Genomic DNA, 22,163 nt, shown 5'->3' on the forward strand with positions numbered 1-22,163 from the left:
CGGTCAGCCCGGATCCGGGGCGGCGAAGGGGTCGAGCACCAGCAGCGTCTCCCCCGCGGGCGCGAACCCGGCCCGCCGGTAGAACGACGCGCTGCCCGCCGTCGGCGCGAGCATCAGCCGCCGGTAGCGACGCTCCCCCGCGTGGTCGACGGCCGCCTCCAGCAGGGCGCGCGGGACGCCCCGGTCGGCGAACCCGGCCAGCACGAACGCGTTCCCGACCTGCCCGACCCGGCCACCTCGTGACCCCGGCCGCGGCATGGACACGATCTCGACGACGTTGATCGACCCGATCGGCGTCCAGCCCGCCCGGTCGGACCCGACCTCGGCGAGCCAGAACGTCCGTCGTGGCTGCTCGGTGCGCCACCACTGCGCGAAGGCGGCCTCGAACCCCGGGTCGTCGACGGGTGCGCCCGCCCGCTCCTCCAGCCACGCGCGGCGCAGCGCGGCGAGCGCCTCGACGTCGCGCTCGTCGGCGACCCGCACGACGAACTCCGGCCGCGCCGCCGAGCCCGGCCCCCAGGAGCCGGACGCGGGGGCCGATGCGGGCTCAGGCACTCCCGAACCGGTTCCCGCCGACGGGGTTCGCGACCGTCAGCGGGAGCAGCTGCGTCCCGGTCGGGCCCACCTGAATGTCCTGGCCCGTCGACGGGCACACACCGCAGTCGAAGCACGGCGTCCAGCGGCAGTCGTCCTGCTCGCCGCCGGCGAGGGCCTCCTGCCAGTCGTCCCACAGCCAGTCGCGCTCCAGGCCGGAGTCGAGGTGGTCCCAGGGCAGGACCTCGTCGCGCTCGCGCTCCCGGGTGGTGAACCAGTCCAGCGACACCCCGAGCGGGCCGAGCTCGGCCTCGGCCGCGCCGGTCCAGCGTTCGAAGGAGAAGTGCTCGCTCCAGCCGTCGAACCGGCCGCCCTCGCGCCACACCCGCTCGACGACCCGGCCGACGCGCCGATCGCCCCGGGCGAGCAGGCCTTCGATCAGTGACGGCTTGCCGTCGTGATAGCGCATGCCGATGTTGCGGCCCAGCCGCCGGTCCGAGTTGACGGCCTCACGCAGCTTGCGCAGCCGCTCGTCGACGACGTCGGGGTGGGCCTGCGGGGCCCACTGGAACGGGGTGTGCGGCTTGGGGACGAAACCGCCGATCGAGATGGTGCAGCGGACGTCGTTGTGCCCCGACGCCGCCCGCCCGGCCTTGATGACCCGGTGCGCCATCCCGGCGATCTCGAGGACGTCCTCGTCCTCCTCGGTGGGCAGGCCGCACATGAAGTAGAGCTTCACCTGTCGCCAGCCCTGCGCGAACGCCTCGGACACCGTCCGGATGAGGTCCTCCTCGGACACCATCTTGTTGATGACGCGCCGGATGCGCTCCGACCCGCCCTCGGGGGCGAACGTCAGCCCGGAGCGGCGGCCGTTGCGGGAGATCTCGTTGGCCAGGTCGATGTTGAAGGCGTCGACACGGGTCGAGGGCAGCGACAGCGAGGTGTTGGAACCCTCGTAGCGGTCGGCGAGCCCCTTGGTGATCTCGGCGATCTCGGAGTGGTCGGCGCTCGACAGCGACAGCAGGCCGACCTCGTCGAAACCGCTGGCGCGCACGGCCGAGTCGACCATCGCGCCGATGCCCTCCAGCGACCGCTCCCGGACCGGCCGGGTGATCATCCCGGCCTGGCAGAAGCGGCAGCCGCGGGTGCAGCCCCGGAAGATCTCGACGCTCGCCCGCTCGTGGACCGTCTCGGCCAGCGGGACCAGCGGCGCCTTGGGGTAGGGCCAGTCGTCGAGGTCTCGGGTGGTGCGCTTCTGCACGCTGCGCGGCACCCGCGGGTCGGCGGGCTCCACCGCGGCGATGGCACCGTCGGCGTCGTAGGTGACGTCGTAGAGGCCGGGGACGTAGCAGCCGTCGGTGCCGGCGAGTCGCAGCAACAGCTCCCGGCGCCCGCCCGGGCCGCCCTCGGCCTTCCACGCAGCGACGACGTCGGTGATGTCGCCGACGACCTCCTCACCGTCGCCGAGCGCGACGACGTCGACGAAGTCGGCCATCGGCTCGGGGTTGAACGCGGCGTGCCCACCCATCAGGACGACCGGATGGGTCTCGTCGCGGTCGACGGTGTGCAGTGGGATGCCCGCGAGGTCGAGCGTCGTCAGCAGGTTGGTGTAGCCGAGCTCGGTGGAGAAGCTGACGCCGAGGACGTCGAAGTCCCCGACGGGGCGGTGCCCGTCGACGGTGAACGCCGGCACCCGGTGCTCGCGCATCAGGGCCTCGAGGTCGGGCCACACCGCGTAGCAGCGTTCGGCCAGCGCGTCCGGGCGCTCGTTGAGGACCTCGTAGAGGATCATGATGCCCTGGTTGGGCAGCCCCACCTCGTAGGCGTCGGGGTACATCAACGCCCAGCGGACCGGCGTCGCGTCCCACTCGTCCTCGTCTGCCACCTGGGCGTTGAGCTCGCCGCCGACGTACTGCACCGGCTTGGAGACGCGGGGCAGCAGCGGTTCGAGGTCGGGGAACACGGAGGTCACGCAACGCGAGGGTAGTCGCGTGGCCCGTGGGGCGACGCCGCCGCCCCCGAGGCCTGTGCGCATGCGAACGCGCGACTGCGGTCCGGCTACTCCAGCAGGCCCGCCGAGCGCAGGGCCGCGCGGACGTCCTCGTGGTGCATCTCGTCGAGCGGGACCAGCGGCAGCCGGATGCCCGGCTCGATCAGCCCCAGCTCGGCCAGCGCCCACTTGACCGGGATCGGGTTGGGCTCGGAGAACAGCGCGCGGTGCAGGCCGGCCAGGGTCGCGTCGATCTCCGACGCGGTCTCGTCGTCACCGGCGACGGCGGCGTTGCACATCCTCGCCATCGCCTCGGGGGCGACGTTGGCCGTCACCGAGATGTCGCCGTGGAAGCCGGCCAGCATGCTGGCACGGGCGGTGCCGTCGTCGCCGGAGTAGAGGGCGAAGTCGGGCAGGCCGAGCGCGACGAGGTCGCGGACCCGGTCGAGGTCGCCCTTCGCCTCCTTGAGCCCGACGATGTTCCCGACCTCGGCGAGCCGCTCCACGGTCGACGGCAGCATGTCGCAGGCGGTGCGGCCCGGGACGTTGTAGAGGTACTGCGGCAGGTCGACGGCCTCGGCGACGGCCTTGAAGTGCCGGTAGAGGCCCTCCTGCGGAGGCTTGTTGTAGTACGGGGTGACGAGCAGGGCGGCGTCGGCTCCGGCGGCCTTCGCGGCCCGGGTGAGGTGGATGGCCTCCGTGGTGCTGTTGGCACCCGTGCCGGCGATGACGGGCACCCGGCCGGCGGAGACGGCGATGGTGTGGCGGATGACGTCGGTGTGCTCCTCGACCGAGAGCGTCGCCGACTCCCCCGTCGTCCCGACCGACACGACGGCCGCCGTACCGGCCTCGATCGTGCGGTCGACCAGCTTGGCCAGGGCGTCCATGTCGACGGTGCCGTCCACCCGCATCGGGGTGACGATGGCGACGATGCTGCCGGTGATCATGGTGTACGTCCTTCGCGCCGGGCCGGGATGCCGGGCGACGACGCTACCCGGCCGGGTCGGTCCGGCCGAGTCCCCGTGGTCCGGGCCACGTGCGGCCCCGGACCGGTCAGCCCCAGGCCAGCTGCGTGGGCTGCACCGAACGGCCGACCCGGCGGACGGTCACCGTCACGATGATCGCGGCCGCGATCAGCGCGGTCACCGACACCGCGAGCGGGCGGTCGTTGGTCGCGACACCGACGAGCGCCCACACCGCCGCGGCCGCGTACCCGAGGATCGACGTCCCGGTGCTGACGACCCAGCAGACGATCGCGGCGGTCACCAGCAGCACGGTGACGGCAGCCGCCAGGGGCAGGGCCCCCTCGCCCGGCAGTCCCTCGGCGACACCGGTCGCGGCCGTGCCGAGCACCGTCGCGAGCGACACCCAGCCGGTGTAGACGGCCAGCGGCGTCCGGAACAGGGCCCGCTCGAGCGGGGTCGCCGCCGGTTCCTGCGACAGGCGGCCGAACACGGTCGCCAGGCAGACGAGCAGCGCGACGATGACGATCTCCGCCGCCAGCACGTGCCGGGTGCCGAACGCGAGGATCCACAGCGGGTTGAGCACCGCCGACACCGCGAGCCACCAGCCGGTGCGCCGGTGCACGGCCCGCGACCGCTGCGACGGGAGCAACGCGAACACGGCGTAGGCCAGGAAACCCAGGTAGACGAGCCCCCAGATGCTGAACGCCCAGCCCGCGGCCAGCAGCGGCGTCTGGTAGTCGTTGGCGACGACGCCGACGCCCTCCCCGATCGCGCCGGAGCCGCCGAGTGTGGCGACGACCGTCTGCACGACTGCCAGTACGAGGACGACGGCCCCACGGACGAGATCGGGAATCGTGCTGCGCGGCACCGTGACGGTCATGGCGCCATGCTCCCGCCGCGAGGCCGGTCCGGCCAGTCGGATCCCGGCGCGCCCGGTCGCGGCGCGCCGGACGTCGTCCGACACCGGTCACTCGATCCCGACGAGCGGCGTCCCCGCCGCGACGGACGCGCCGGTCCCGACGAGCCCCGCCTGCGAACCCGCCCGTCGTGGAACCCGGTGGCCGCGACAGGACGGGCCTGCCGGGTCGAGGCCGGCAGGCGGGGATCAGCGCAGCAGGAGCTTCTCCAGCCGCCGCGACGCGATCACGACCCCGATGCCGATCATCACCACGAAGTACGCCAGGTGCGCGAGCAGGCCGGGACCGACGACGCCCGTCGTCAGCCCCCGCATCAGCTCGACGGCGTGGTAGAGCGGCAGGCACTCCACGACGATCTGCAGCCAGCGGGGGTAGACCGAGAGCGGGTAGAACGTCGTGGAGAACAGGAACATCGGCAGCACCGCGAGGGTGACCAGGTCGAAGTCCTGCCAGGACCGCATGAACGACGTGGCCGCCATCCCGACCGCGGCGAACGCGAACGCGACCAGCAGCGCCGCGGGCAGCGCCAGCAGCGCCCAGGGCGACGCGATCAGCCCGAACCCGGCCATCACCGACAGGAACGCCGTGGCGTACAGGCCACCGCGCAGCAGCGCCCAGCCGATCTCCCCCAGCGCGACGTCGACCGGCCCGAGCGGGGTGGCGAGCATCGAGTCGTACAGGCGGGCGTAGTGCAGCTTGAAGAACACGTTGTACGTCGAGTCGAACACCGCGCCGTTCATCGCCGACGCCGCCAGCAGGCCGGGCGCGATGAACGCCGCGTACGAGATCGGCTGCCCGTCGGGTCCCGGCAGGTCACCGACGAGCGAGCCCAGCCCGGTGCCCATCGCGAGCAGGTAGAACAGCGGCTCGAAGAAGCCCGAGACGAACGCGAGCCACGTCCGCCGCGACGCCGCGGCCGAGCGGACCATCATCATCCTGGCCCGGCCGGCATAGCTGCCCGCGGGCAGCAACCGCCACACCTGCGGCGCCGGTGGCACGGTGGGAGCACTCATGCGGCGAGCCTGCGGGTGAACAGCCGGGCCACCAGGACCCCTCCGACCGCCAGCAGCACGAGCAGGACGGCGAGGTGACCCAGCGTCGGCACCAGCGTCCAGGTGCCCAGCGCGGCGCCGCGGGCGATCTCGGTGCCGTGCCACAACGGGGAGACCCAGACGACGGGCCGGACCCACTCGGGCAGCCGGTCGACCGGGAAGAACGTCCCGGAGAACAGCGTCATCGGGATGACGACGAACCGGAACAGCGCGCTGAACGCGTTGCCCTCGTTCTCCACGGTGGCCGCGAACGCCGTGATCAGCGACGCGACCGCGAGCCCGGTGAGCACCGCCGCCGCCAACGACACCACGATCCCCGGGCCCGCCACACCGCCGAACACGGCGATGACCAGCACGTACACGATGCCGGAGCCGAGCATCTTGAGCCCGGTCCACGACAGCACACCCAGCCCGATCTGCGCCCCGGTGAGCGGACCCGACGCCATCGCGACGTAGATCCGCTGCCACTTGAAGCCCGACAGGATCGGGTACGTCGACTCGAACGCCGCGCTCTGCGCCGCCGACATCGCCAGCAGCGCCGGCGCGAGCCACACCAGGTAGGGCACCCCGCCGGTCGCCGCCGCGGCGTTCGGTCCGCTGCCGACGAGCGCCCCGAAACCCACGCCGAACGCCAGCAGGAACAGCAGCGGCTGCAGGATCGACGACACCGCCGTGGCGCGCCAGTTGCGCCGGTACCAGCGCCAGTGGTGCTCGACGACGCGCCCGACGCCGCCCAGCGCCGTCGGGGCGAAGCCCGTCGAGGGTGCGGCCACCGTGGGAACCGCCATCAGTCGACCAGGGTCCGGCCGGTGAGACGGAGGAAGACGTCCTCCAGCGACGAGCGCCGTACCAGCGACGACAGCGGCACGAACCCGGCACCGACGACGTCGCCCTGGGTGCGTTCGCCGTCGGCGGTGTAGAGCAGGAAGCGGTCGGGCAGCTCCTCCACCCGGTCGGCGTGGCGCTCCAGGGCCGCGGCGCCCGGGCGGCGCTCGGGGTCGAACCGCAGCTCCAGGACCTCGCGGGTGGAGTAGCGGCTGATCAGCTCGGCCGGGGAGCCTTCGGCGGCGATCACCCCACCGTCCATGACGACGAGCCGGTCGCACAGCTGCTCGGCCTCGTCCATGTAGTGGGTGGTGACGATCTGCGTGACGCCCTCGCGCTTGAGCCGGTACAGCCTGTCCCACAGCAGGTGCCGGGCCTGCGGGTCGAGCCCCGTGGTCGGCTCGTCGAGCAGCAGCAGCTCCGGGTCGTTGACCAGGGACCGGGCGATCGTGAGCCGGCGCTTCATCCCGCCGGAAAGCTCCTCCACCGTGTCGCCCGCCCGCTCGGTGAGCTGGGCGAACTCCAGCAGCTCCGTGGCCTTCTCCCGCACGTGGCGGCGCGGCAGCCCGAAGTATCGGCCGTAGATCTCCAGGTTCTCGCGGACCGACAGCTCCGCGTCGAGGTTGTCGAGCTGCGGGACGACGCCGATGCGGGCGCGGATCCGCGGCCCGTCGGCGCCCGGGTCCATCCCCAGCACCGACAGCGTGCCGCCGGTGCGCGGCGACACACAGGCGATCATCCGCATCGTCGACGACTTCCCGGCGCCGTTGGGGCCCAGGAAACCGAACACCTCACCCGGCGCGACATCGACGTCGATCCCCCGGACCGCCTCGACCGCGCCGAAACTCTTACGCAGACCTCGGGCCTGGACGAGCGCGTCGGACACGACCAGACCGTAACCCGGCGCACCGACAGGACGCGCAGCGATCACCGGCCGCACCTCGCACACCGCACCTGCGCCACGCGCATGGCGCGCCGGCAAGTGGGGTCAGCGCGCGGGTCGTGGCATCGCCGCCGACCGCGAACACCCCGCGATGACCGCGCAGGGGCGGCCCGTCTACCGGGAGGCGGGCGCCCCGACTCCCGCAGCGCCGCCGCGCAGCGGTGTCGGACGGTCAGCGGATGCGGTACTGCAGCCAGTGCTCGTCACGGACGTCATCGGGGGTGATGCGCAGCGCGGCGGGGAACCGGCCGACCTCCACCCAGCCGCGGGCGACGTAGAAGCCGGGCAGGTCGGTACCGCCGCGCGCCGAGGCGAGCAGCTGGTCGCAGCCCAGCTCGCCGGCACGGCGGATCGCGGCGTCGATCAGTGAGCCGCCCAGCCCGCGACCCTGCAGGTCGGGCCGCACCATCAGCCGGATCATCTCGGCGCGGTGGGACACGACGGGGCCGGCGCCGCGGCGCAGGAAGACCACGGCGGCCAGGTCGTTCTCCTCACCCACGGCCAGCATGTGCAGCTGCCCGGCGCGGACCTGGTCGAGGGTGCGGGCGGCGAGGGCGCGGACGTCGGCCGCGGGGGCGTCGGCAGGGAAGCCGACCGCGCCACCGGCCCGGGTCACCTCGAGCCACAGCGAGGCGAAGGCCTCGGTGAGCTCGGCGCCCGGGTCGGCGACGACGTACGTCGACGGACTCAGAGATTCGGGAACCACAGCTTGATCTCGCGGGCGGCGGACTCGGGCGAGTCGGAGCCGTGCACCAGGTTGTACTGCACCTCGAGGCCGAAGTCGCCGCGGATGCTGCCGGGGGCCGCCTTGTCGACGGGGTCGGTGCCCCCGGCGAGCTGACGCCACGCCGAGATGGCGCGCGGGCCCTCGGCGACGGCCGCGAGGACCGGGCCGGAGGTGATGAACTCGAGGAGCGACTCGAAGAAGGGCTTGCCGTCGTGCTCGGCGTAGTGCTGGGAGGCGAGCTCACGGTCGACCGCGCGCAGCTCGAGCGCCACGAGCGAGAGGCCCTTGCGCTCGATGCGCGAGACGACCTCGCCGATGAGGCGGCGCTCGACGCCGTCGGGCTTGACGAGGACCAGGGTGCGTTCAGTCACCGCGTCAGCGTATCGACGCACCGTCGCGTCCCCGGGAACGGGCCCGTCACCTGTTCGGCCCCGCCACCGCCCGCGTGCCCGCTCGTTGGACGTGGATGTGGGGTTCGGTGCGAGGAGCAGACGGCGGACGCGGGCACGAGCGGTGGCCGCGGCGCTCGTGATCGGTCTGGCGACGACGTTCCTCGCCGCGTGTCAGGACCTCGACCCGCCGCTGCTGCCCGATCTCACCCAGGCCCCGGTGGGGTGCGCCCCGGCCACCGAGATCGCGCCCGGCAGTTGCACGGCCTGGGACGTGTGCCCGGTCGCCGACCCGCAGAACCCGCACGCGAAGTGCGTGACGTCGGGCCCGATGCGGCAGGTGCGGCTGCGGTTCACGTCGTCGGAGGAGAACGTCGGCGACGGTCCCCTGCTGCTCTACGGCCACCGCGACTCGACGGCGACGCCGACCATGGCGGTGCGCCAGGCATTGCAGCCCGGTGAGGATGCGCCGCTGCCCGCGTCGTTCGCCGACGCCCAGCGGCCGGTCCCGGGCGCGTCGATGTACTACGAGCCGGCGACGATGCACCAGCACTGGCACCTGCTGGCGTTCGACCGGTTCCGGCTCGTCGCCGCCGACGGCCACACGGTGGTGTCGGACCGCAAGAACGGCTTCTGTCTGGGCGACCGCTACGACATCTACACGACGGACACGCTGGCCCACATCGTCACCGACGACGGATCGCCGCAGGCGGTGCTGGGCGACGCGTTGGCAGCCAACGACTGCCGGATGCACCACCCGGAGGCGCTCGACGTCGCCGAGGGCATCTCGGTGGGCAGCGGCGACAACTACGACTACACCGTCGACTACCAGTGGCTCGACGTCACGACGGTGCCGTCGGGGACGTACACGCTGGTCAACACGGTGAACCCGGACCGGCAGCTCCTGGAGAAGGACTACGAGAACAACTCGTCGTCGATCGTGGTGTCGATCCACTGGCCCGGTGGTGGCGCGGCGCCACGGACGGTCACGGCGCCGCCGGAGGTGCACCTGGTGCGCAGCTGCCCCGGCCACGAGACGTGCAGCGAGGCCGACGCGTCCTGAGCGGCGGACTCAGGTCCGCTGGGAGGGGAGGTCCCCGCGCGCCATCCTGCGGGCGACGTCACGGCGCAGGAGCAGCAGCCCGCCCCACACCATGACGAACACGATCCCGATGACCCACATCGCCGGGACGAACGCGATGCAGGCGAACACGCCGATCTGCAGGACGAGCGCGTAGGCCAGCCCCCACGGACGACGCTGGAGCCCGGAGCCGACGATCATGGCCACCGCGAGGACGGTCATGGAGACGACCCCCTCGGTCGTGGCGCCCTCGCCGAACTTGGGCAGCACCAGCATCGCGAGCAGCACGACGACGGCCTCGAGGACCAACGTCATGGCGAAGACCCCGCGGATGCCCTTCATGGGGTCGGTCGCGGGCGGCGGGACCGCGGGCGGGGTCTCCGGGGTGCTCACTCCGGTTCCTTCCCGTAGAGCGCGCGGGCCTGACCGGCCGTGACCACCGACCCGGTGACGACGACGCCGACCCCGGAGTCGCCGCCCTCCTCCGCGAGCTCGACGCCCTGCTCGATCGCTCGTGCGAGGAGGGGTTCGACGCTGACCCGCTCCGCGCCGAAGACCTCGACGGCGAGCGCCGCCAGCTCGTCGGGGTTCATCGCGCGCGCGGTGTCGGCGGCGGTGACGACGATCTCGTGCAGCGCGGGTTCCAGCTCGGTGAGCAGGCCGCGGGCGTCCTTGTCGCGCATCACGCCGATGATGCCGACGAGCCGGGTGAAGCGGAACTCCGAGAGCAGCGAGGCCGCCAGGGCGCGGGCGCCGTGCGGGTTGTGCGCGGCGTCGATCAGGACGGTGGGGGTGCCCGGCTCGCTGCGCATCCGCTCCAGCCGGCCCGGTGTGCGCACCGACGCGAAGGCGGCGCGCACGGCGTCGGCGTCGAGGGGCTGGGCCGGGCCCGCCCCGATCAGCGCCTCCGCCGCAGCGAGTGCGATGGCGGCGTTGGACGCCTGGTGCTCGCCGTGCAGCGGCAGGAAGATGTCGTCGTAACGGCCGGACAGGCCCTGCAGCTCCAGGCGCTGCCCGCCGACGGCGATCTCGCGCTCCCGCACCCCGAACTCGGCGCCCTCGCGGGCGACCTGGGCGCCGACCTCGACGGCCCGCTCCAGCAGGACCGCGGCGACGTCGCGCTCCTGGGTGGCGAGCACGGCGATCGAGCCGGGCTTGATGATGCCGGCCTTCTCCCGGGCGATGCCGAGGATGTCGTTCCCGAGGAACTCGGCGTGGTCGAGCCCGATCGGGGTGATCACGGCGACGGTGCCGTCGACGACGTTGGTCGCGTCCCAGCGTCCGCCCAGCCCGACCTCGACGACGGCCGCCTCGACGGGTGCGTCGGCGAACGCGGCGAACGCCATCGCCGTGAGCACCTCGAACTTGGACAGGGCCGGCTCGCCCTCGCCGCGCTTGGCGTCGACCAGCTCGACGAACGGCTCGACCTCGCGGTAGACCGACACGTAGCGCTCTGCCGGGACCGGCCGGTTGTCGAGGTTGATCCGCTCGGTGGCCCGCTGCAGGTGGGGGCTGGTGTAGCGGCCGGTGCGCAGCCCGATCTCCGAGAGCAGTGCGTCGACCATCCGGGCCACCGACGTCTTGCCGTTGGTGCCGGTGATGTGGACGACGGGGTACCCGCGCTGAGGCTCGCCGAGCGCGTCGACGAGCGCGGCGATCCGGTCGAGCGAGGGCTCCATGACGGTCTCGGGCCAGCGCTTGTCGAGCACCGCCTCGACGGCGAGGAACTCCGCGAACCCCGCCACTGTCGACCCCACGGGCACGACGTCGGGGGTGTCGGCGCCGCGGATCGCGTCGAGGACGTGCGCGATGACCGCGTCCTCCGTGGCCTCCTCGGGCGAGGCGACCGCGCCCTCGCCCTCGGGCAGGTCGCCTTCGTCGGCGTAGCCGTCCACGCCGCCCTCGGGGAGGTCGTCGTCGTGTCCCGGATCGTGGTCGTTCACGATGCGGGCAGCGCCTCGAGGCGTGCGGTGACCCGCGTGATGTCGGCGGCGGCGGCCTCCCGGCGCGCGCGGATGCCGTCGACGATGTCGGCCGGGGCCTTCTCGGTGAACCTGGGGTTCCCGAGCTTCTTGTCGGCCGCGTCGAGCTCCTTCTGCGCGGCGGCGAGGTCGCGGCCCAGCCGGGCCCGCTCTGCGGCGACGTCGATCGCCCCCGAGGTGTCGAGCTCGACGTGGGTGTTGCCGATCTCGACGGTCGCCGTCGGCGAGAAGTCGTCGCCCGGAAGGTCGAGGCGGGTGAGGAACCGGACCGCGCCCTCGTGGCCGCCGAGGCCGGCCGCGTCGAGGCCGACGAGCCGCGCGGCGACCGATCGCCGGTCGGGCAGGCCCTGCTCGGTGCGGAACCGGCGGACCTCTGTGATGAGCCGCTGCACGACCAGGACCCGCTCGGTGGCCGCCGGATCGGGCGCGAGGCCCGCGTCGGCGGGCCACGGGGAGACGACGACGGACTCGCCGCCGGTCAGGCCCGTCCAGAGTGCCTCGGTGATGAACGGGGTGATCGGGTGCAGCAGCCGCAGCAGGGCGTCGAAGACGTGCCCGAGGACCGCCCGGGTGTGTGCGGCGGTGGTGCCGGCCGTGTCGGCCAGCTGGGGCTTGGCCAGCTCGAGGTACCAGTCGCACAGCTCGTCCCACGTGAAGTGGAACAGCCCCTCGGTGGCCTTGGCGAACTGGAAGTCCTCCAGCAGCGCGTCGGTCTGGTCGCGGACCTGGTGCAGACGCCCGAGGATCCAGCGGTCGGCGTCGGTGAGCTCGGCGGCCGGGGGCAGCCCGGCGGCGGCGTCGGCACCGTTGGCGACGGCGAAGCGGGTGGCGTTCCACAGCTTCGTCGTGAAGTTGCGCGACGCCGCGACCCACTCGTCGGACAGCGACATGTCGGTGCCGGGGTTGGAGCCGCGCGCGATGGTGAAGCGCAGCGCGTCGGCACCGTAGGCGTCGATAAGCTCCAGCGGGTCGATGACGTTGCCCTTGGACTTCGACATCTTGCGACCGTGCTCGTCGCGGATCAGCCCGTGCAGGTAGACGTGCTCGAACGGGCTCGCGCCCATCGCGTACGTCCCGAACATCATCATCCGGACGACCCAGAAGAACAGGATGTCGTAGCCGGTGACCAGCGCGGACGTCGGGTAGTAGCGCTCGAGGTCGGCCGTGGAGTCGGGCCAGCCGAGCGTGGAGAACGGCCACAGACCCGAGGAGAACCAGGTGTCGAGGACGTCCTCGTCCTGCCGCCAGCCCTCGCCGGTCGGCGCCTCGTCGTTCGGGCCGACGCAGACGGTCTCGCCGTCGGGGCCGTACCAGACCGGGATGCGGTGGCCCCACCACAGCTGCCGGGAGATGCACCAGTCGTGCATGTTGTCGACCCAGTCGAAGAACCGCGACGACATCTCCGGCGGGTGGATCGTGGTCTCTCCGCTGCGGACGGCGTCGCCCGCCGCCTTCGCGATGGTCTCGACGCGGACGAACCACTGCAGCGACAGCCGCGGCTCGATGACGGCGCCGGTGCGCGAGTCGTGCCCGACGCTGTGCAGGTAGGGGCGCTTCTCGGCGACGATGCGGCCTTGCGCGCGCAGCTCCTCACGGACAGCCTCGCGCGCCTCGAACCGGTCCATGCCGTCGAACCGGGTGCCCGTGCCCGCGATGCGACCCGACTCGTCCATGATCGTCGGCATCGGCAGGTCGTGGCGGCGGCCCATCTCGAAGTCGTTCGGGTCGTGCGCCGGGGTGATCTTGACCGCGCCGGACCCGAACGCCGGGTCGACGTACGGGTCGGCGACGACGGGGATGTCGCGGCCGGTGATCGGCATCCGGATCGTGGTGCCGACGAGGTGGGCATAGCGCTCGTCGTCCGGGTGGACCGCGACCGCGGTGTCGCCCAGCATCGTCTCGACGCGGGTGGTGGCGACGACGATGGAGGCGTCGCCGTCGCCGTAGCGCATGGAGACGAGCTCGCCCTCGACCTCCTTGTGGTCGACCTCGATGTCGGAGATCGCGCTCTGCAGCGCGGGTGACCAGTTGACCAGGCGCTCGGCCCGGTAGATCAGCCCGTCGTCGAACATCCGCTTGAAGACGGTCTGGACCGCGCGCGACAGCCCCTCGTCGAGGGTGAAGCGCTCGCGCGACCAGTCGACCCCGTCGCCCAGGCGCGTCATCTGGCCGAGGATCGCGCCGCCCGACTCGGCCTTCCACTCCCAGACGCGCCGGACGAACTCCTCGCGGCCCAGCTCACGACGGGACGGCTCGCCCGCCTCGGCCAGCCGGCGCTCGACGACGCTCTGCGTCGCGATGCCCGCGTGGTCCATGCCGGGCAGCCACAACGTGTCGTAGCCCTGCATCCGGCGGCGGCGGGTGAGGATGTCGATGAGGGTGTGGTCCATCGCGTGGCCCAGGTGCAGGCTGCCCGTGACGTTGGGCGGCGGGATCGCGATGCTGTAGGCCGGGGCGTCCGACGTCGGATCGGCCTGGAAGTACCCGCGATCGACCCACCGCTGGTACATGCCGCCCTCTACCTCGCCCGGGTTCCACTTGGCGGGCAGGTCGGACGTGCGCGGTGGGAGGGTCTCGGTCACGCTGTCAAGTCTACGAGCCCGGCACATCCGGTTTCCGGCGGCTCACACCCGGGGCAGCAGGGCCGTGTGCAGGTGGTCGAACCCCAGGACCGGGCCGAGCGCCCGACGGCCGATCAGCTGCGGGTCCAGGGCTCTGACCTGCCCGGACGTGGGTTCGTAGACGTGCCAGTACCCGTCGTCGCGGGCGCTGAGGGCCAGGCAGTAGTGCCGGGGCACCGCGGTGCCGACGAGCAGCGGCACCGGCCTGCCGACGGCCAGGGCGGCGCCCACCTCGTCGACGAGCGGACCGACGTCGTGCGCCGAGCTGTCGTCGACGAGCCGCACCCGGTACCGCCCGGCGGCCGGGACGTTGCGGGTGAGCCAGCGGACCATGGCCCACGGCGTCGTGCCCAGCGCCTGCGGCCACAGCCGGTTGGTCTCGCGGTGGACCTGCTTCTGCCGGGCGTCGTAGCGGGCACCGAAGCCGCGCCGGATGCCGCCGACGACCGGGTCCGGCCCGTCGGGCTCCAGCCGTGCCAGCTCATCGGGCGCCGCCCACGCCGCGAGCGCGACGAGCACGGCGCTGCCGCACGTCGTCCCGTCGACCTGGTCGAGACGGACCCCGCCGCGGCGCTGCTCCCCCGGCTCGTCGTCCAGCAGCGGGCGTCCCGGGATCGCCAGGGGCCGCACCGTCTCCCCGGCCACGGCCGGGCCCACGGACGCGGTCATCGCCGCCCGTGGCGCACCACCGAGAAGCGCCTGCACCCGGCGCCCGAACCCCGAGATCGTCCGCACCCGGGGAATCTATCCCGGGCGTCCGGGGTTTCGGCGGGGATGAGCAGCAGCACCGACGCCGCGCCGGCAGTCCTGTCCCCCGAGGTCGTCGACTTCCTGTCCACCGGCACCCGCACCGGCATCCTCGCGTTCACCGCCGCTGACGGGCGCCCGCTGGCCGCGCCGGTGTGGTTCGTCGTCGAGGACGGGGCGCTCGTGTTCAACACGGGCGCCGCCACGGCCAAGGGCCGCGCGCTGGCTCGCGACCCACGGGTGACCCTCGTCGTCGACGTCGCCGAGCCGCCGTTCGCGTTCGTGCAGGTCCAGGGCGTCGCCGAGACCAGCGAGGATCCCGGCGAGCTCGTCCGCACCGCGACCGCGCTCGGCGCCCGCTACATGGGCACCGACCGTGCCCAGGAGTACGGCCGCCGCAACGGCGTGCCCGGCGAGCTGGTCGTGCGCCTGCGCCCGACCAAGGTCATCGCGCACATGGCGGTCGCGGGCTGACTAGCCGCGCTCCGCCTGCTCGTCGGCGGCGACGCCGCGCTCGGAGTCGGCGTCCCAGCCCTCCGCCAGCCTGCTCACGACGCCGGCGAAGTCGTTGGTCGTCACGGTCAGGTCGGCGGCCCGGCCCGCTGCCAGGCCCAGGAGGTACGCGGTCACCGGGGCGGCCGGGCGGCTGACGCCGTGGGCCACGTCGGCGGTCAGGTCGAGGATCCGGTCGACGAGTGCGTCCGCGTCGACGGCGTCCTCCAGCCCCAGCTCCCGGCGCACTGCGGTGACCCACTCGGACATGGCCTTCGAATCGTCGCTCACGCCCGGAACCTACCCACAGGGCCTGCGCTCACACCCGGGCGCCGACGGGGTCCTCGGCGAGGCCGGCACTGCGCGTGTCGCTCACCAGCAGCGATGCGACCGTGCTGACCACGGCGACGAACGCCGGGTAGAGGCCGACGGCGAGACCTCCGAACGTCGGGACCGGCTGCGTCGCCAGCAGCGGGGTGACCGCGCCCGCCCAGCACCCCGGCGAGGTTGTAGGCCATGGCGGCGCCCGTGTAGCGGTAGCGCGTCGCGAACAGCTCGGGCAGCTGCCCACCGACCGGCCCGTAGGCGATGCCGACGACCCCGAGCACCAGGGACAGTCCCGACCCGAACCCCCACGGCGTGCCGATGCCGAGCACCGGGAACGCGATCAGCCCCAGGACGACGGCGAGCACCTCGCCCCACGGGAACAGTACTGGTGACGCAGACCACTCAGGTGCCCGAACAGGTACGACTCGGACATGGAAGCCCGCGACGAAGCAGATCGACGACACGAGCGTCGCCCAGCGCGGCCCGTTGCGGTCGACACGCGTCCCGAACACCGCCGCCGACAGTCCCAGCATCACCCTGCCCAGCTGGAACGGCAGCGAGCTCGCGACACCGGAGATGTTCAGGCCCTTCTCCAGCGGCAAGACGGCGCGGCGGATGTCCGGCCACGGTCGCGGGCAGTCCCGTGTCGGGCTCGGGCCTCCGGGTCGGGCGTGATTGGCTCGGACCATGACGTTCCCCCTCGACGGCATCCGCGTCGTGACGTTCGACCACGCCGTGTCCGTCCCCTACGCCGGGCGGCTGCTCGCCGACCTGGGCGCCGATGTCGTCAAGGTCGAGCGGCCCGGCGGCGACTTCGCCCGCTTCTACGACACGGCGGCGGGCGACGTCTCCTCCTACTTCGCATGGATCAACCGCGGCAAGCGGTCCGTCGTGCTCGACCTCAAGTCACCGGCCGGGCTCGCGGCCGCGCACCGGCTCGTCGACACCGCCGACGTCGTGCTCGCCAACCTCGGCCCCGGCGCCACCGCCCGGCTCGGCCTCGACGGCGACACCCTCCGCGCCCGGCTCCCCCGGCTCGTCACCTGCGAGCTGACCGGCTACGGCGACGGCGGACCCGCTGCCGGCCGCAAGGCCTACGACGCCCTCATGCAGTCCGAGGCAGGGCTCCTCGAGCTCACCGGCGACGGTCCCGTCACCGCCCGCGCAGGCATCTCCGTCGCCGACATCGCCGCCGGGGTACAGGTCCACGCCGCCGTCCTCGCCGCGCTGCTGCACCGCGAGCGCACCGGCGAGGGCGCCACCCTGCGCATCTCGCTGCTCGAGGCGCTCACGGAGTGGATGCACCAGCCGATGCTCTACGCGCTGGGCACCGGCGCGCCGCCCCCGCGCACCGGCGGGCACCACCCCTCGATCGCCCCCTACGGGCCGTTCCTCTGCGGCGACGGCGTCTCGGTGCACCTGGCCGTCCAGAACGAACGCGAGTGGGCGCGGCTGTGCGCCGTCGTCCTCGGCGACGCGACCCTGGCGACCGACCCCCGCTTCACGACGGTGCGCGGCCGCGTCGCGGACCGGGACGCGCTGCACCACGAGATCGACCGCCGCCTGGCGACGATCACCGCCGAGCGGGCCGGCGAGCTGCTCGACGAGGCCGACATCGCCTGGACCCGGGTCGGGCTGGTCGCCGACCTGCCCGCGCACCCGCAGCTCGTCGCCCGGGACCGGTGGCGCCCGGTGGCCGTCCCCGGCGGCGCGACGGTGCCGATGGCGGTGCCGCCCGTCGACTCCTCGGCCTGGCCCGCCCCCGACGGCACCGTCCCCGCCCTCGGCGCCCACACCCGCGAGGTGCTGACGGAGCTGGGCTACAGCGGCGCCGACCTCGACGCCCTCGCCGACTGACGGCTCGCGCGCAACCTCACTGCTGCGAATCCGCCCGTCGACAGCAGTGAGGATTGCGGCCGACCTTCCGGGCCCGACCGTCCGGGCACACCGGTGGGCGGCAGGCTCCGGCCGGTCGCAGGGCCCGGACAGCAGAACGCCGGCCCCCTGCAAGGGGCCGGCGTCCGGCAGTTCGTGAACTCAGGCGGAGCGGTCGCGCCGCTCCCGGCGCGGAGGCTGCCGGGGCACGATCGTCGGGTTGACGTTGCTGCGGACGGTCTCCTCCGTCACCACGACCTTGGCGACGTCGTCGCGGCTCGGGATGTCGTACATGACCGACTGCAGCACCTCCTCCATGATCGCGCGCAGCCCACGGGCACCGGTCCCGCGCAGGATGGCCTGGTCGGCGACCGCCTCGAGCGCGTCGTCGGTGAACTCCAGCTCCACGCCGTCCATCTCGAACAGCTTGCGGTACTGCTTCACCAGCGCGTTGCGAGGCTCGGTCAGGATCTTGACCAGGGCCTCCTTGTCGAGCGAGGTCACCGAGGCCACGACCGGGAGCCGGCCGATGAACTCCGGGATCAGCCCGAACTTGATGAGGTCCTCGGGCATCGTGTCGCCGAAGCTCTCCGACGACTCGAGCTCGTTCTTCGACCTGATCTCCGCGCCGAAGCCCAGACCACGGCGGCCCACCCGGTCACCGATGATCTTCTCCAGGCCTGCGAAGGCACCGGCCACGATGAACAGCACGTTCGTCGTGTCGATCTGGATGAACTCCTGGTGCGGGTGCTTGCGGCCGCCCTGCGGCGGGACGCTCGCGGTGGTGCCCTCGAGGATCTTCAGCAGCGCCTGCTGCACCCCCTCGCCGGAGACGTCGCGCGTGATCGACGGGTTCTCCGACTTGCGGGCGATCTTGTCGACCTCGTCGATGTAGATGATGCCCGTCTCGGCACGCTTGACGTCGTAGTCCGCCGCCTGGATCAGCTTCAGCAGGATGTTCTCGACGTCCTCGCCGACGTACCCGGCCTCCGTGAGCGCGGTCGCGTCGGCGATGGCGAAGGGCACGTTGAGCAGCTTGGCCAGCGTCTGCGCGAGGTAGGTCTTGCCGCAGCCCGTGGGCCCCAGCATCAGGATGTTCGACTTCGCGAGCTCGACGCCGTCGCCGTCGGCTCCGCGCGCCTTGTCGCCGGCCTGGATGCGCTTGTAGTGGTTGTAGACCGCGACCGACAGCGTCCGCTTGGTGCCGGACTGGCCCACGACGTACTGGTCGAGGAAGTCGTGGATCTCGGCGGGCTTGGGCAGCTCGTCGAGCTTCACCTCACCGGCCTCGGCCAGCTCTTCCTCGATGATCTCGTTGCAGAGATCGATGCACTCGTCGCAGATGTAGACGCCTGGACCCGCGATCAGCTTCTTGACCTGCTTCTGACTCTTCCCGCAGAAGGAGCACTTGAGGAGGTCACCGCCGTCACCGATGCGTGCCATGAGTGCAGACCCCAGTCCCATCCGGCACACCACGCGGTGTGCCCGCTCGTGACGGTACCTGCCGAGCACGCTTCCCGGGGAGCGTCGAAACGCTCCGATCGGGAAACGGCTCGGCAGACGGTCGTGTCGGGGCCCCGGAGGACCCCGCCGACGGCTGTGTCAGCCGACGGCCGAGAGCTTGCGGCTCTGGATGATCTCGTCGACGATCCCGTAGTCCTTGGCCTCGGGGGCAGTGAGGATCCGGTCGCGCTCGATGTCCTCGTGCACCTGCTCGGGCGTACGCCCGCTGTGCTTGGCGAGGGTGGCCTCGAGCAGCCGCCGCATCCGGGTGATCTCCGCAGCCTGGATCTCCAGGTCGGACACCTGGCCGTAGAAGCCCTCGGTGGCCGGCTGGTGGATCAGGATCCGGGCGTTCTGCACCGCGAGACGGCGGCCCGGGGTACCGGCGGCGAGCAGCACCGCGGCGGCCGACGCCGCCTGCCCGAGGCAGACGGTCTGGATGTCGGGCCGGATGAACTGCATCGTGTCGTAGATCGCCATCAGCGACGTGAACGACCCGCCGGGCGAGTTGATGTACATGCTGATCTCACGATCGGGGTCCGCGGACTCCAGGCACAGCAGCTGCGCCATGACGTCGTTGGCCGACGCGTCGTCGATCTGCACGCCGAGGAAGATGATGCGCTCCTCGAACAGCTTGTTGTACGGGTTCGACTCCTTGACCCCGTAGCTCGTGCGCTCGACGAAGGAGGGAAGCACGTAGCGGGAGCTGGGCATCTCGAAGCGACTCACTTGGCACTCCCGTTCCCGTTTGCCGCGGCGGCGTCGGGCAGCTGCCCGGCCCGCGAGATCACGTGGTCGACGAAGCCGTACTCGAGGGCCTCCTGCGCGGAGAACCAGCGGTCGCGGTCGAAGTCGGCCGTGATCTTCTCGACGGTCTGGCCGGTGTGGCTCGCGATCAGCTCGGCCATCTCACGCTTGTGCCGGCGGAACAGCTCCGCCTGGATGGAGATGTCCGACTCGGTGCCACCGACACCCGCGGACGGCTGGTGCATGAGGATCTGGCAGTGCGGCAGCGCGAAGCGCTTGCCGCGCGTGCCCGCCGACAGCAGGAACTGGCCCATCGAGGCGGCCAGGCCCATCGCATAGGTGGCCACGTCGCACTCGATGAACTCCATCGTGTCGAAGATGGCCATGCCCGCGGTCACCGAACCGCCGGGCGAGTTGATGTACAGCGCGATGTCGGCGTGCGGGTCCTCGGCCGACAGCAGCAGCATCTGCGCCGCGATCCGGTTCGCGATGTCGTCGTCGACCTGCTGGCCGAGAACGATGATCCGCTGCTGGAGAAGTCGCTCGTAGACGGAGTCCGACAACGTCATCGACGCCGTGGCTCCACGGCGCATCTCCTGCGGCAGGCCCGCGGAACGCGGGCCGCTGTCCTCGTGGCTCACGAGCCCTCCTCGACGGTCGTTCGTTGCTGAGCCTGCAGGCTCAATCACGTCATTCCTGCCTTCTGGTCCGTACCCGGCTCGTGTACCCGGTCGGCCCCGGGCGTCCGGGGTGGACCGTGTCGCCGACCCTACGCGGACGCCGGGACCGGCGTCCGCGTTCGGGCAGGTTGTTCGCTGTGGGCGCACCGGGCGCCCGCGGCACGACGATCAGGCGCTGGTGGACGCGCCCTTGGTGGCGTCGGAGTCGGCGTCGTCCGGCGTGTCGGAGTCGGCCTCGGCGGCCTCGTCGGGCGCGGGGTCGGACGCATCGGCCTCGACCACGTCGCCCTCGACGACACCGCCCTCGACGACCTCGGGGGCCTCGTCGGCCGGACCGAGCAGGTCGCTCAGGTCGACCGCGGTGCCCGCCTCGTCGGTGACGGTGGCGGCACGGACGGCGACGATGAGCGCCTTGCTGCGCCGCACGTCGGAGTAGATCGCGCCGAGCTGGCCCGACTGCTGGATGCGCTGGACGAACTCGTCGGGCGACATCCCGTACTGCTGCGCCTGGTAGACGATGCGCTCGGTGAGCTCCCCGTCGCTGACCGAGACCTCCTCCGAGTCCGCGAGCGCGTCGAGGATCAGCCGCACCTTGACCGACTTCTCGGCCTCGTCGCGGGCCTCGGCGTCGAACTCCTCGCGGGTCTTGCCCTGCGTCTCGAGGAACTCCGCGAACTTCGCGTCGTCGTGGTCGAACGCGTGGACGGCGTCGTGCAGGGTCGACTCGAGCTCGGCGGTGACGACCGACTCCGGCAGCGGGACGTCGGTGCCGTCGACGATCGCGTCGAGCACCTTGTCGCGGGCCTGCGAGACCTGCTCCATGCGCCGGACGCGGCCGAGCCGCTCGCGCAGGTCCGCGGTCAGCTCGTCGAGCGTGTCGAACTCGCTGGCGAGCTGGGCGAACTCGTCGTCGGCGTCGGGGAGGCTGCGCTCCTTGACGGCGGTGACGGTGACGGTGACCTCGGCGTCCTTGTCGGCGTACTCCCCGGCGACGAGAGTCGAGGTGAAGGTCTTCGACTCGCCGGCGGACAGACCGGTGATGGCCTCGTCGATGCCGTCGATCAGGCCGCCCTGGCCGACCTGGTAGGAGAACCCGGTGGTCGCGGCCTCCTCGATCTCCTTGCCGTCGACCGACGCGGAGAGGTCGATCTGGACGAAGTCGTCGTTCGCGGCGGCGCGCTCGACGCCGGTGAGGGTGCCGAAGCGGGCGCGCAGCGAGTCGAGCTGCTCGGTGACCTGCTCGTCGGTGACCGACACGTCGTCGACCGTGACGGTGACGCCGTCGAGGTCGGGCAGCGTGATCTCGGGCCGGACGTCGACCTCGGCGGTGAAGGCCAGCTTGTCGCCGTCGGCGATCTCGGTGACCTCGATGTCGGGCTGCCCGATCGGGGTGACCTTCTCCGACGCCGTCACGGCCTCGCTGTACTTGCCGGGGATCGCGCCGTTCACGACCTCGTCGAGGACGACGCCACGGCCCAGGCGGGCCTCCAGGATGCGGGCCGGCGCCTTGCCCGGGCGGAACCCGGGGATGCGGACCTGCTGGGCGATCTTCTTGTACGCGCGGTCGAAGTCGGGCTTGAGCTCGTCGAACGGCACCTCGACGTTGAAACGGACGCGCGTCGGGCTGAGGTGCTCGACGGTGCTCTTCACGGTGGTACTCCTCGGACTGGCGGCCGGCGATGTTGGCGGTTCCGCGCTCCGCGCCGTGTGGCCTCCCGGTCCTGCCGAGTTGGCGGCGTCCGGGCTGGTCACACGATGCGCGGTGT

Annotated in this window: 22 protein-coding genes; 3 read left to right on the forward strand and 19 right to left on the reverse strand. The window is 72.4% G+C overall.

All coding sequences use genetic code 11. The features are described from left to right. Positions 1-3 precede the first annotated feature (3 nt). The 9 genes from TOK_RS25570 to ndk form a co-directional block, all read right to left on the reverse strand. On the reverse strand, positions 4-555 hold the full coding sequence (locus TOK_RS25570; RefSeq protein ID WP_098960516.1) for a GNAT family N-acetyltransferase: 552 nt from the start codon (positions 553-555) through the stop codon (positions 4-6). Further along, positions 548-2,506, reverse strand: coding sequence for a TIGR03960 family B12-binding radical SAM protein (locus TOK_RS25575; RefSeq protein WP_098960517.1), 1,959 nt, complete (start codon positions 2,504-2,506; stop codon positions 548-550). The genes TOK_RS25570 and TOK_RS25575 overlap by 8 nt, the downstream gene beginning before the upstream one ends. An 86-nt stretch (positions 2,507-2,592) precedes the next feature. After that, positions 2,593-3,471: a 4-hydroxy-tetrahydrodipicolinate synthase gene (gene dapA / locus TOK_RS25580; protein ID WP_098960518.1), complete on the reverse strand. Its 879-nt coding sequence runs from the start codon at positions 3,469-3,471 to the stop codon at positions 2,593-2,595. A gap of 106 nt (positions 3,472-3,577) precedes the next feature. Then, positions 3,578-4,369 (reverse strand): tryptophan-rich sensory protein, encoded by a 792-nt coding sequence (locus tag TOK_RS25585; protein ID WP_098960839.1) that lies wholly within the window; start codon positions 4,367-4,369, stop codon positions 3,578-3,580. 225 nt (positions 4,370-4,594) lie between these two features. After that, entirely contained in the window at positions 4,595-5,419 is an 825-nt protein-coding gene (locus TOK_RS25590; protein WP_098960519.1) for an ABC transporter permease, read from the reverse strand. After that, positions 5,416-6,246, reverse strand: coding sequence for an ABC transporter permease (locus tag TOK_RS25595; protein ID WP_098960520.1), 831 nt, complete (start codon positions 6,244-6,246; stop codon positions 5,416-5,418). The genes TOK_RS25590 and TOK_RS25595 overlap by 4 nt, the downstream gene beginning before the upstream one ends. After that, positions 6,246-7,169 carry an ABC transporter ATP-binding protein gene (locus TOK_RS25600; protein ID WP_172457782.1) on the reverse strand — a complete coding sequence of 308 codons (924 nt, stop codon included), beginning with the start codon at positions 7,167-7,169 and terminating at the stop codon, positions 6,246-6,248. The genes TOK_RS25595 and TOK_RS25600 overlap by 1 nt, the downstream gene beginning before the upstream one ends. A 229-nt stretch (positions 7,170-7,398) precedes the next feature. Next, complete coding sequence (locus TOK_RS25605) at positions 7,399-7,932, reverse strand: GNAT family N-acetyltransferase (protein ID WP_098960521.1); 534 nt, start codon at positions 7,930-7,932, stop codon at positions 7,399-7,401. Further along, positions 7,914-8,324 carry a nucleoside-diphosphate kinase gene (gene ndk / locus TOK_RS25610; RefSeq protein ID WP_098960522.1) on the reverse strand — a complete coding sequence of 137 codons (411 nt, stop codon included), beginning with the start codon at positions 8,322-8,324 and terminating at the stop codon, positions 7,914-7,916. The genes TOK_RS25605 and ndk overlap by 19 nt, the downstream gene beginning before the upstream one ends. A 142-nt stretch (positions 8,325-8,466) precedes the next feature. Between ndk and TOK_RS25615 the strand changes: the two genes are divergently transcribed. Next, positions 8,467-9,405 carry a lysyl oxidase family protein gene (locus TOK_RS25615; protein WP_253258632.1) on the forward strand — a complete coding sequence of 313 codons (939 nt, stop codon included), beginning with the start codon at positions 8,467-8,469 and terminating at the stop codon, positions 9,403-9,405. A 9-nt stretch (positions 9,406-9,414) separates the two neighbouring features. Here TOK_RS25615 and TOK_RS25620 read toward each other — a convergent pair whose 3' ends face one another. From TOK_RS25620 to TOK_RS25635, 4 genes are read right to left on the reverse strand one after another with little or no spacing between them, the layout of a single operon-like run. Continuing rightward, positions 9,415-9,816, reverse strand: a complete 402-nt coding sequence (locus TOK_RS25620) for a DUF4233 domain-containing protein (protein WP_253258633.1) — start codon at positions 9,814-9,816, stop codon at positions 9,415-9,417. Then, positions 9,813-11,366: a folylpolyglutamate synthase/dihydrofolate synthase family protein gene (locus tag TOK_RS25625; RefSeq protein ID WP_374754929.1), complete on the reverse strand. Its 1,554-nt coding sequence runs from the start codon at positions 11,364-11,366 to the stop codon at positions 9,813-9,815. The genes TOK_RS25620 and TOK_RS25625 overlap by 4 nt, the downstream gene beginning before the upstream one ends. After that, the gene (locus TOK_RS25630) at positions 11,363-13,987 is read right to left on the reverse strand and encodes a valine--tRNA ligase (protein WP_098960524.1); all 2,625 of its coding nucleotides are present in this window, start codon (positions 13,985-13,987) and stop codon (positions 11,363-11,365) included. Before TOK_RS25630 ends, TOK_RS25625 begins: the two co-directional genes overlap by 4 nt. Before the next feature lie 42 nt (positions 13,988-14,029). Beyond that, entirely contained in the window at positions 14,030-14,761 is a 732-nt protein-coding gene (locus TOK_RS25635; RefSeq protein WP_098960525.1) for a hypothetical protein, read from the reverse strand. Between the two features lie 39 nt (positions 14,762-14,800). Here TOK_RS25635 and TOK_RS25640 point away from each other — a divergent pair, with 39 nt between their 5' ends. Next, the gene (locus TOK_RS25640) at positions 14,801-15,247 is read left to right on the forward strand and encodes a PPOX class F420-dependent oxidoreductase (RefSeq protein WP_098960526.1); all 447 of its coding nucleotides are present in this window, start codon (positions 14,801-14,803) and stop codon (positions 15,245-15,247) included. Here TOK_RS25640 and TOK_RS25645 read toward each other — a convergent pair whose 3' ends face one another. Together TOK_RS25645 and TOK_RS25650 are read right to left on the reverse strand one after the other, a co-directional pair. Then, positions 15,248-15,556, reverse strand: coding sequence for a DUF6457 domain-containing protein (locus tag TOK_RS25645; protein ID WP_141566543.1), 309 nt, complete (start codon positions 15,554-15,556; stop codon positions 15,248-15,250). Beyond that, positions 15,553-16,194, reverse strand: coding sequence for a hypothetical protein (locus TOK_RS25650; RefSeq protein ID WP_098960528.1), 642 nt, complete (start codon positions 16,192-16,194; stop codon positions 15,553-15,555). Before TOK_RS25650 ends, TOK_RS25645 begins: the two co-directional genes overlap by 4 nt. 85 nt (positions 16,195-16,279) lie before the next feature. On the opposite strand from TOK_RS25650, the gene TOK_RS25655 reads away from it, so the two are divergent. Next, the gene (locus TOK_RS25655; protein ID WP_098960529.1) at positions 16,280-17,449 is read left to right on the forward strand and encodes a CaiB/BaiF CoA-transferase family protein; all 1,170 of its coding nucleotides are present in this window, start codon (positions 16,280-16,282) and stop codon (positions 17,447-17,449) included. Positions 17,450-17,629: 180 nt separating this feature from the next. Here TOK_RS25655 and clpX read toward each other — a convergent pair whose 3' ends face one another. The 4 genes from clpX to tig all read right to left on the reverse strand — a co-directional run bounded on the left by clpX (position 17,630) and on the right by tig (position 22,047). After that, positions 17,630-18,910, reverse strand: a complete 1,281-nt coding sequence (gene clpX, locus TOK_RS25660; RefSeq protein WP_098960530.1) for an ATP-dependent Clp protease ATP-binding subunit ClpX — start codon at positions 18,908-18,910, stop codon at positions 17,630-17,632. A 159-nt stretch (positions 18,911-19,069) separates the two neighbouring features. After that, positions 19,070-19,684 carry an ATP-dependent Clp protease proteolytic subunit gene (locus tag TOK_RS25665; protein WP_098960844.1) on the reverse strand — a complete coding sequence of 205 codons (615 nt, stop codon included), beginning with the start codon at positions 19,682-19,684 and terminating at the stop codon, positions 19,070-19,072. A gap of 11 nt (positions 19,685-19,695) precedes the next feature. Further along, on the reverse strand, positions 19,696-20,310 hold the full coding sequence (locus tag TOK_RS25670; protein WP_098960843.1) for a ClpP family protease: 615 nt from the start codon (positions 20,308-20,310) through the stop codon (positions 19,696-19,698). A gap of 255 nt (positions 20,311-20,565) precedes the next feature. Beyond that, entirely contained in the window at positions 20,566-22,047 is a 1,482-nt protein-coding gene (gene tig, locus TOK_RS25675; protein WP_098960531.1) for a trigger factor, read from the reverse strand. Positions 22,048-22,163: the final 116 nt, after the last annotated feature.

Origin of the sequence: Pseudonocardia sp. N23, assembly GCF_002583555.1 — a bacterium.
In the GTDB taxonomy this organism is placed as follows: Bacteria; Actinomycetota; Actinomycetes; order Mycobacteriales; family Pseudonocardiaceae; genus Pseudonocardia.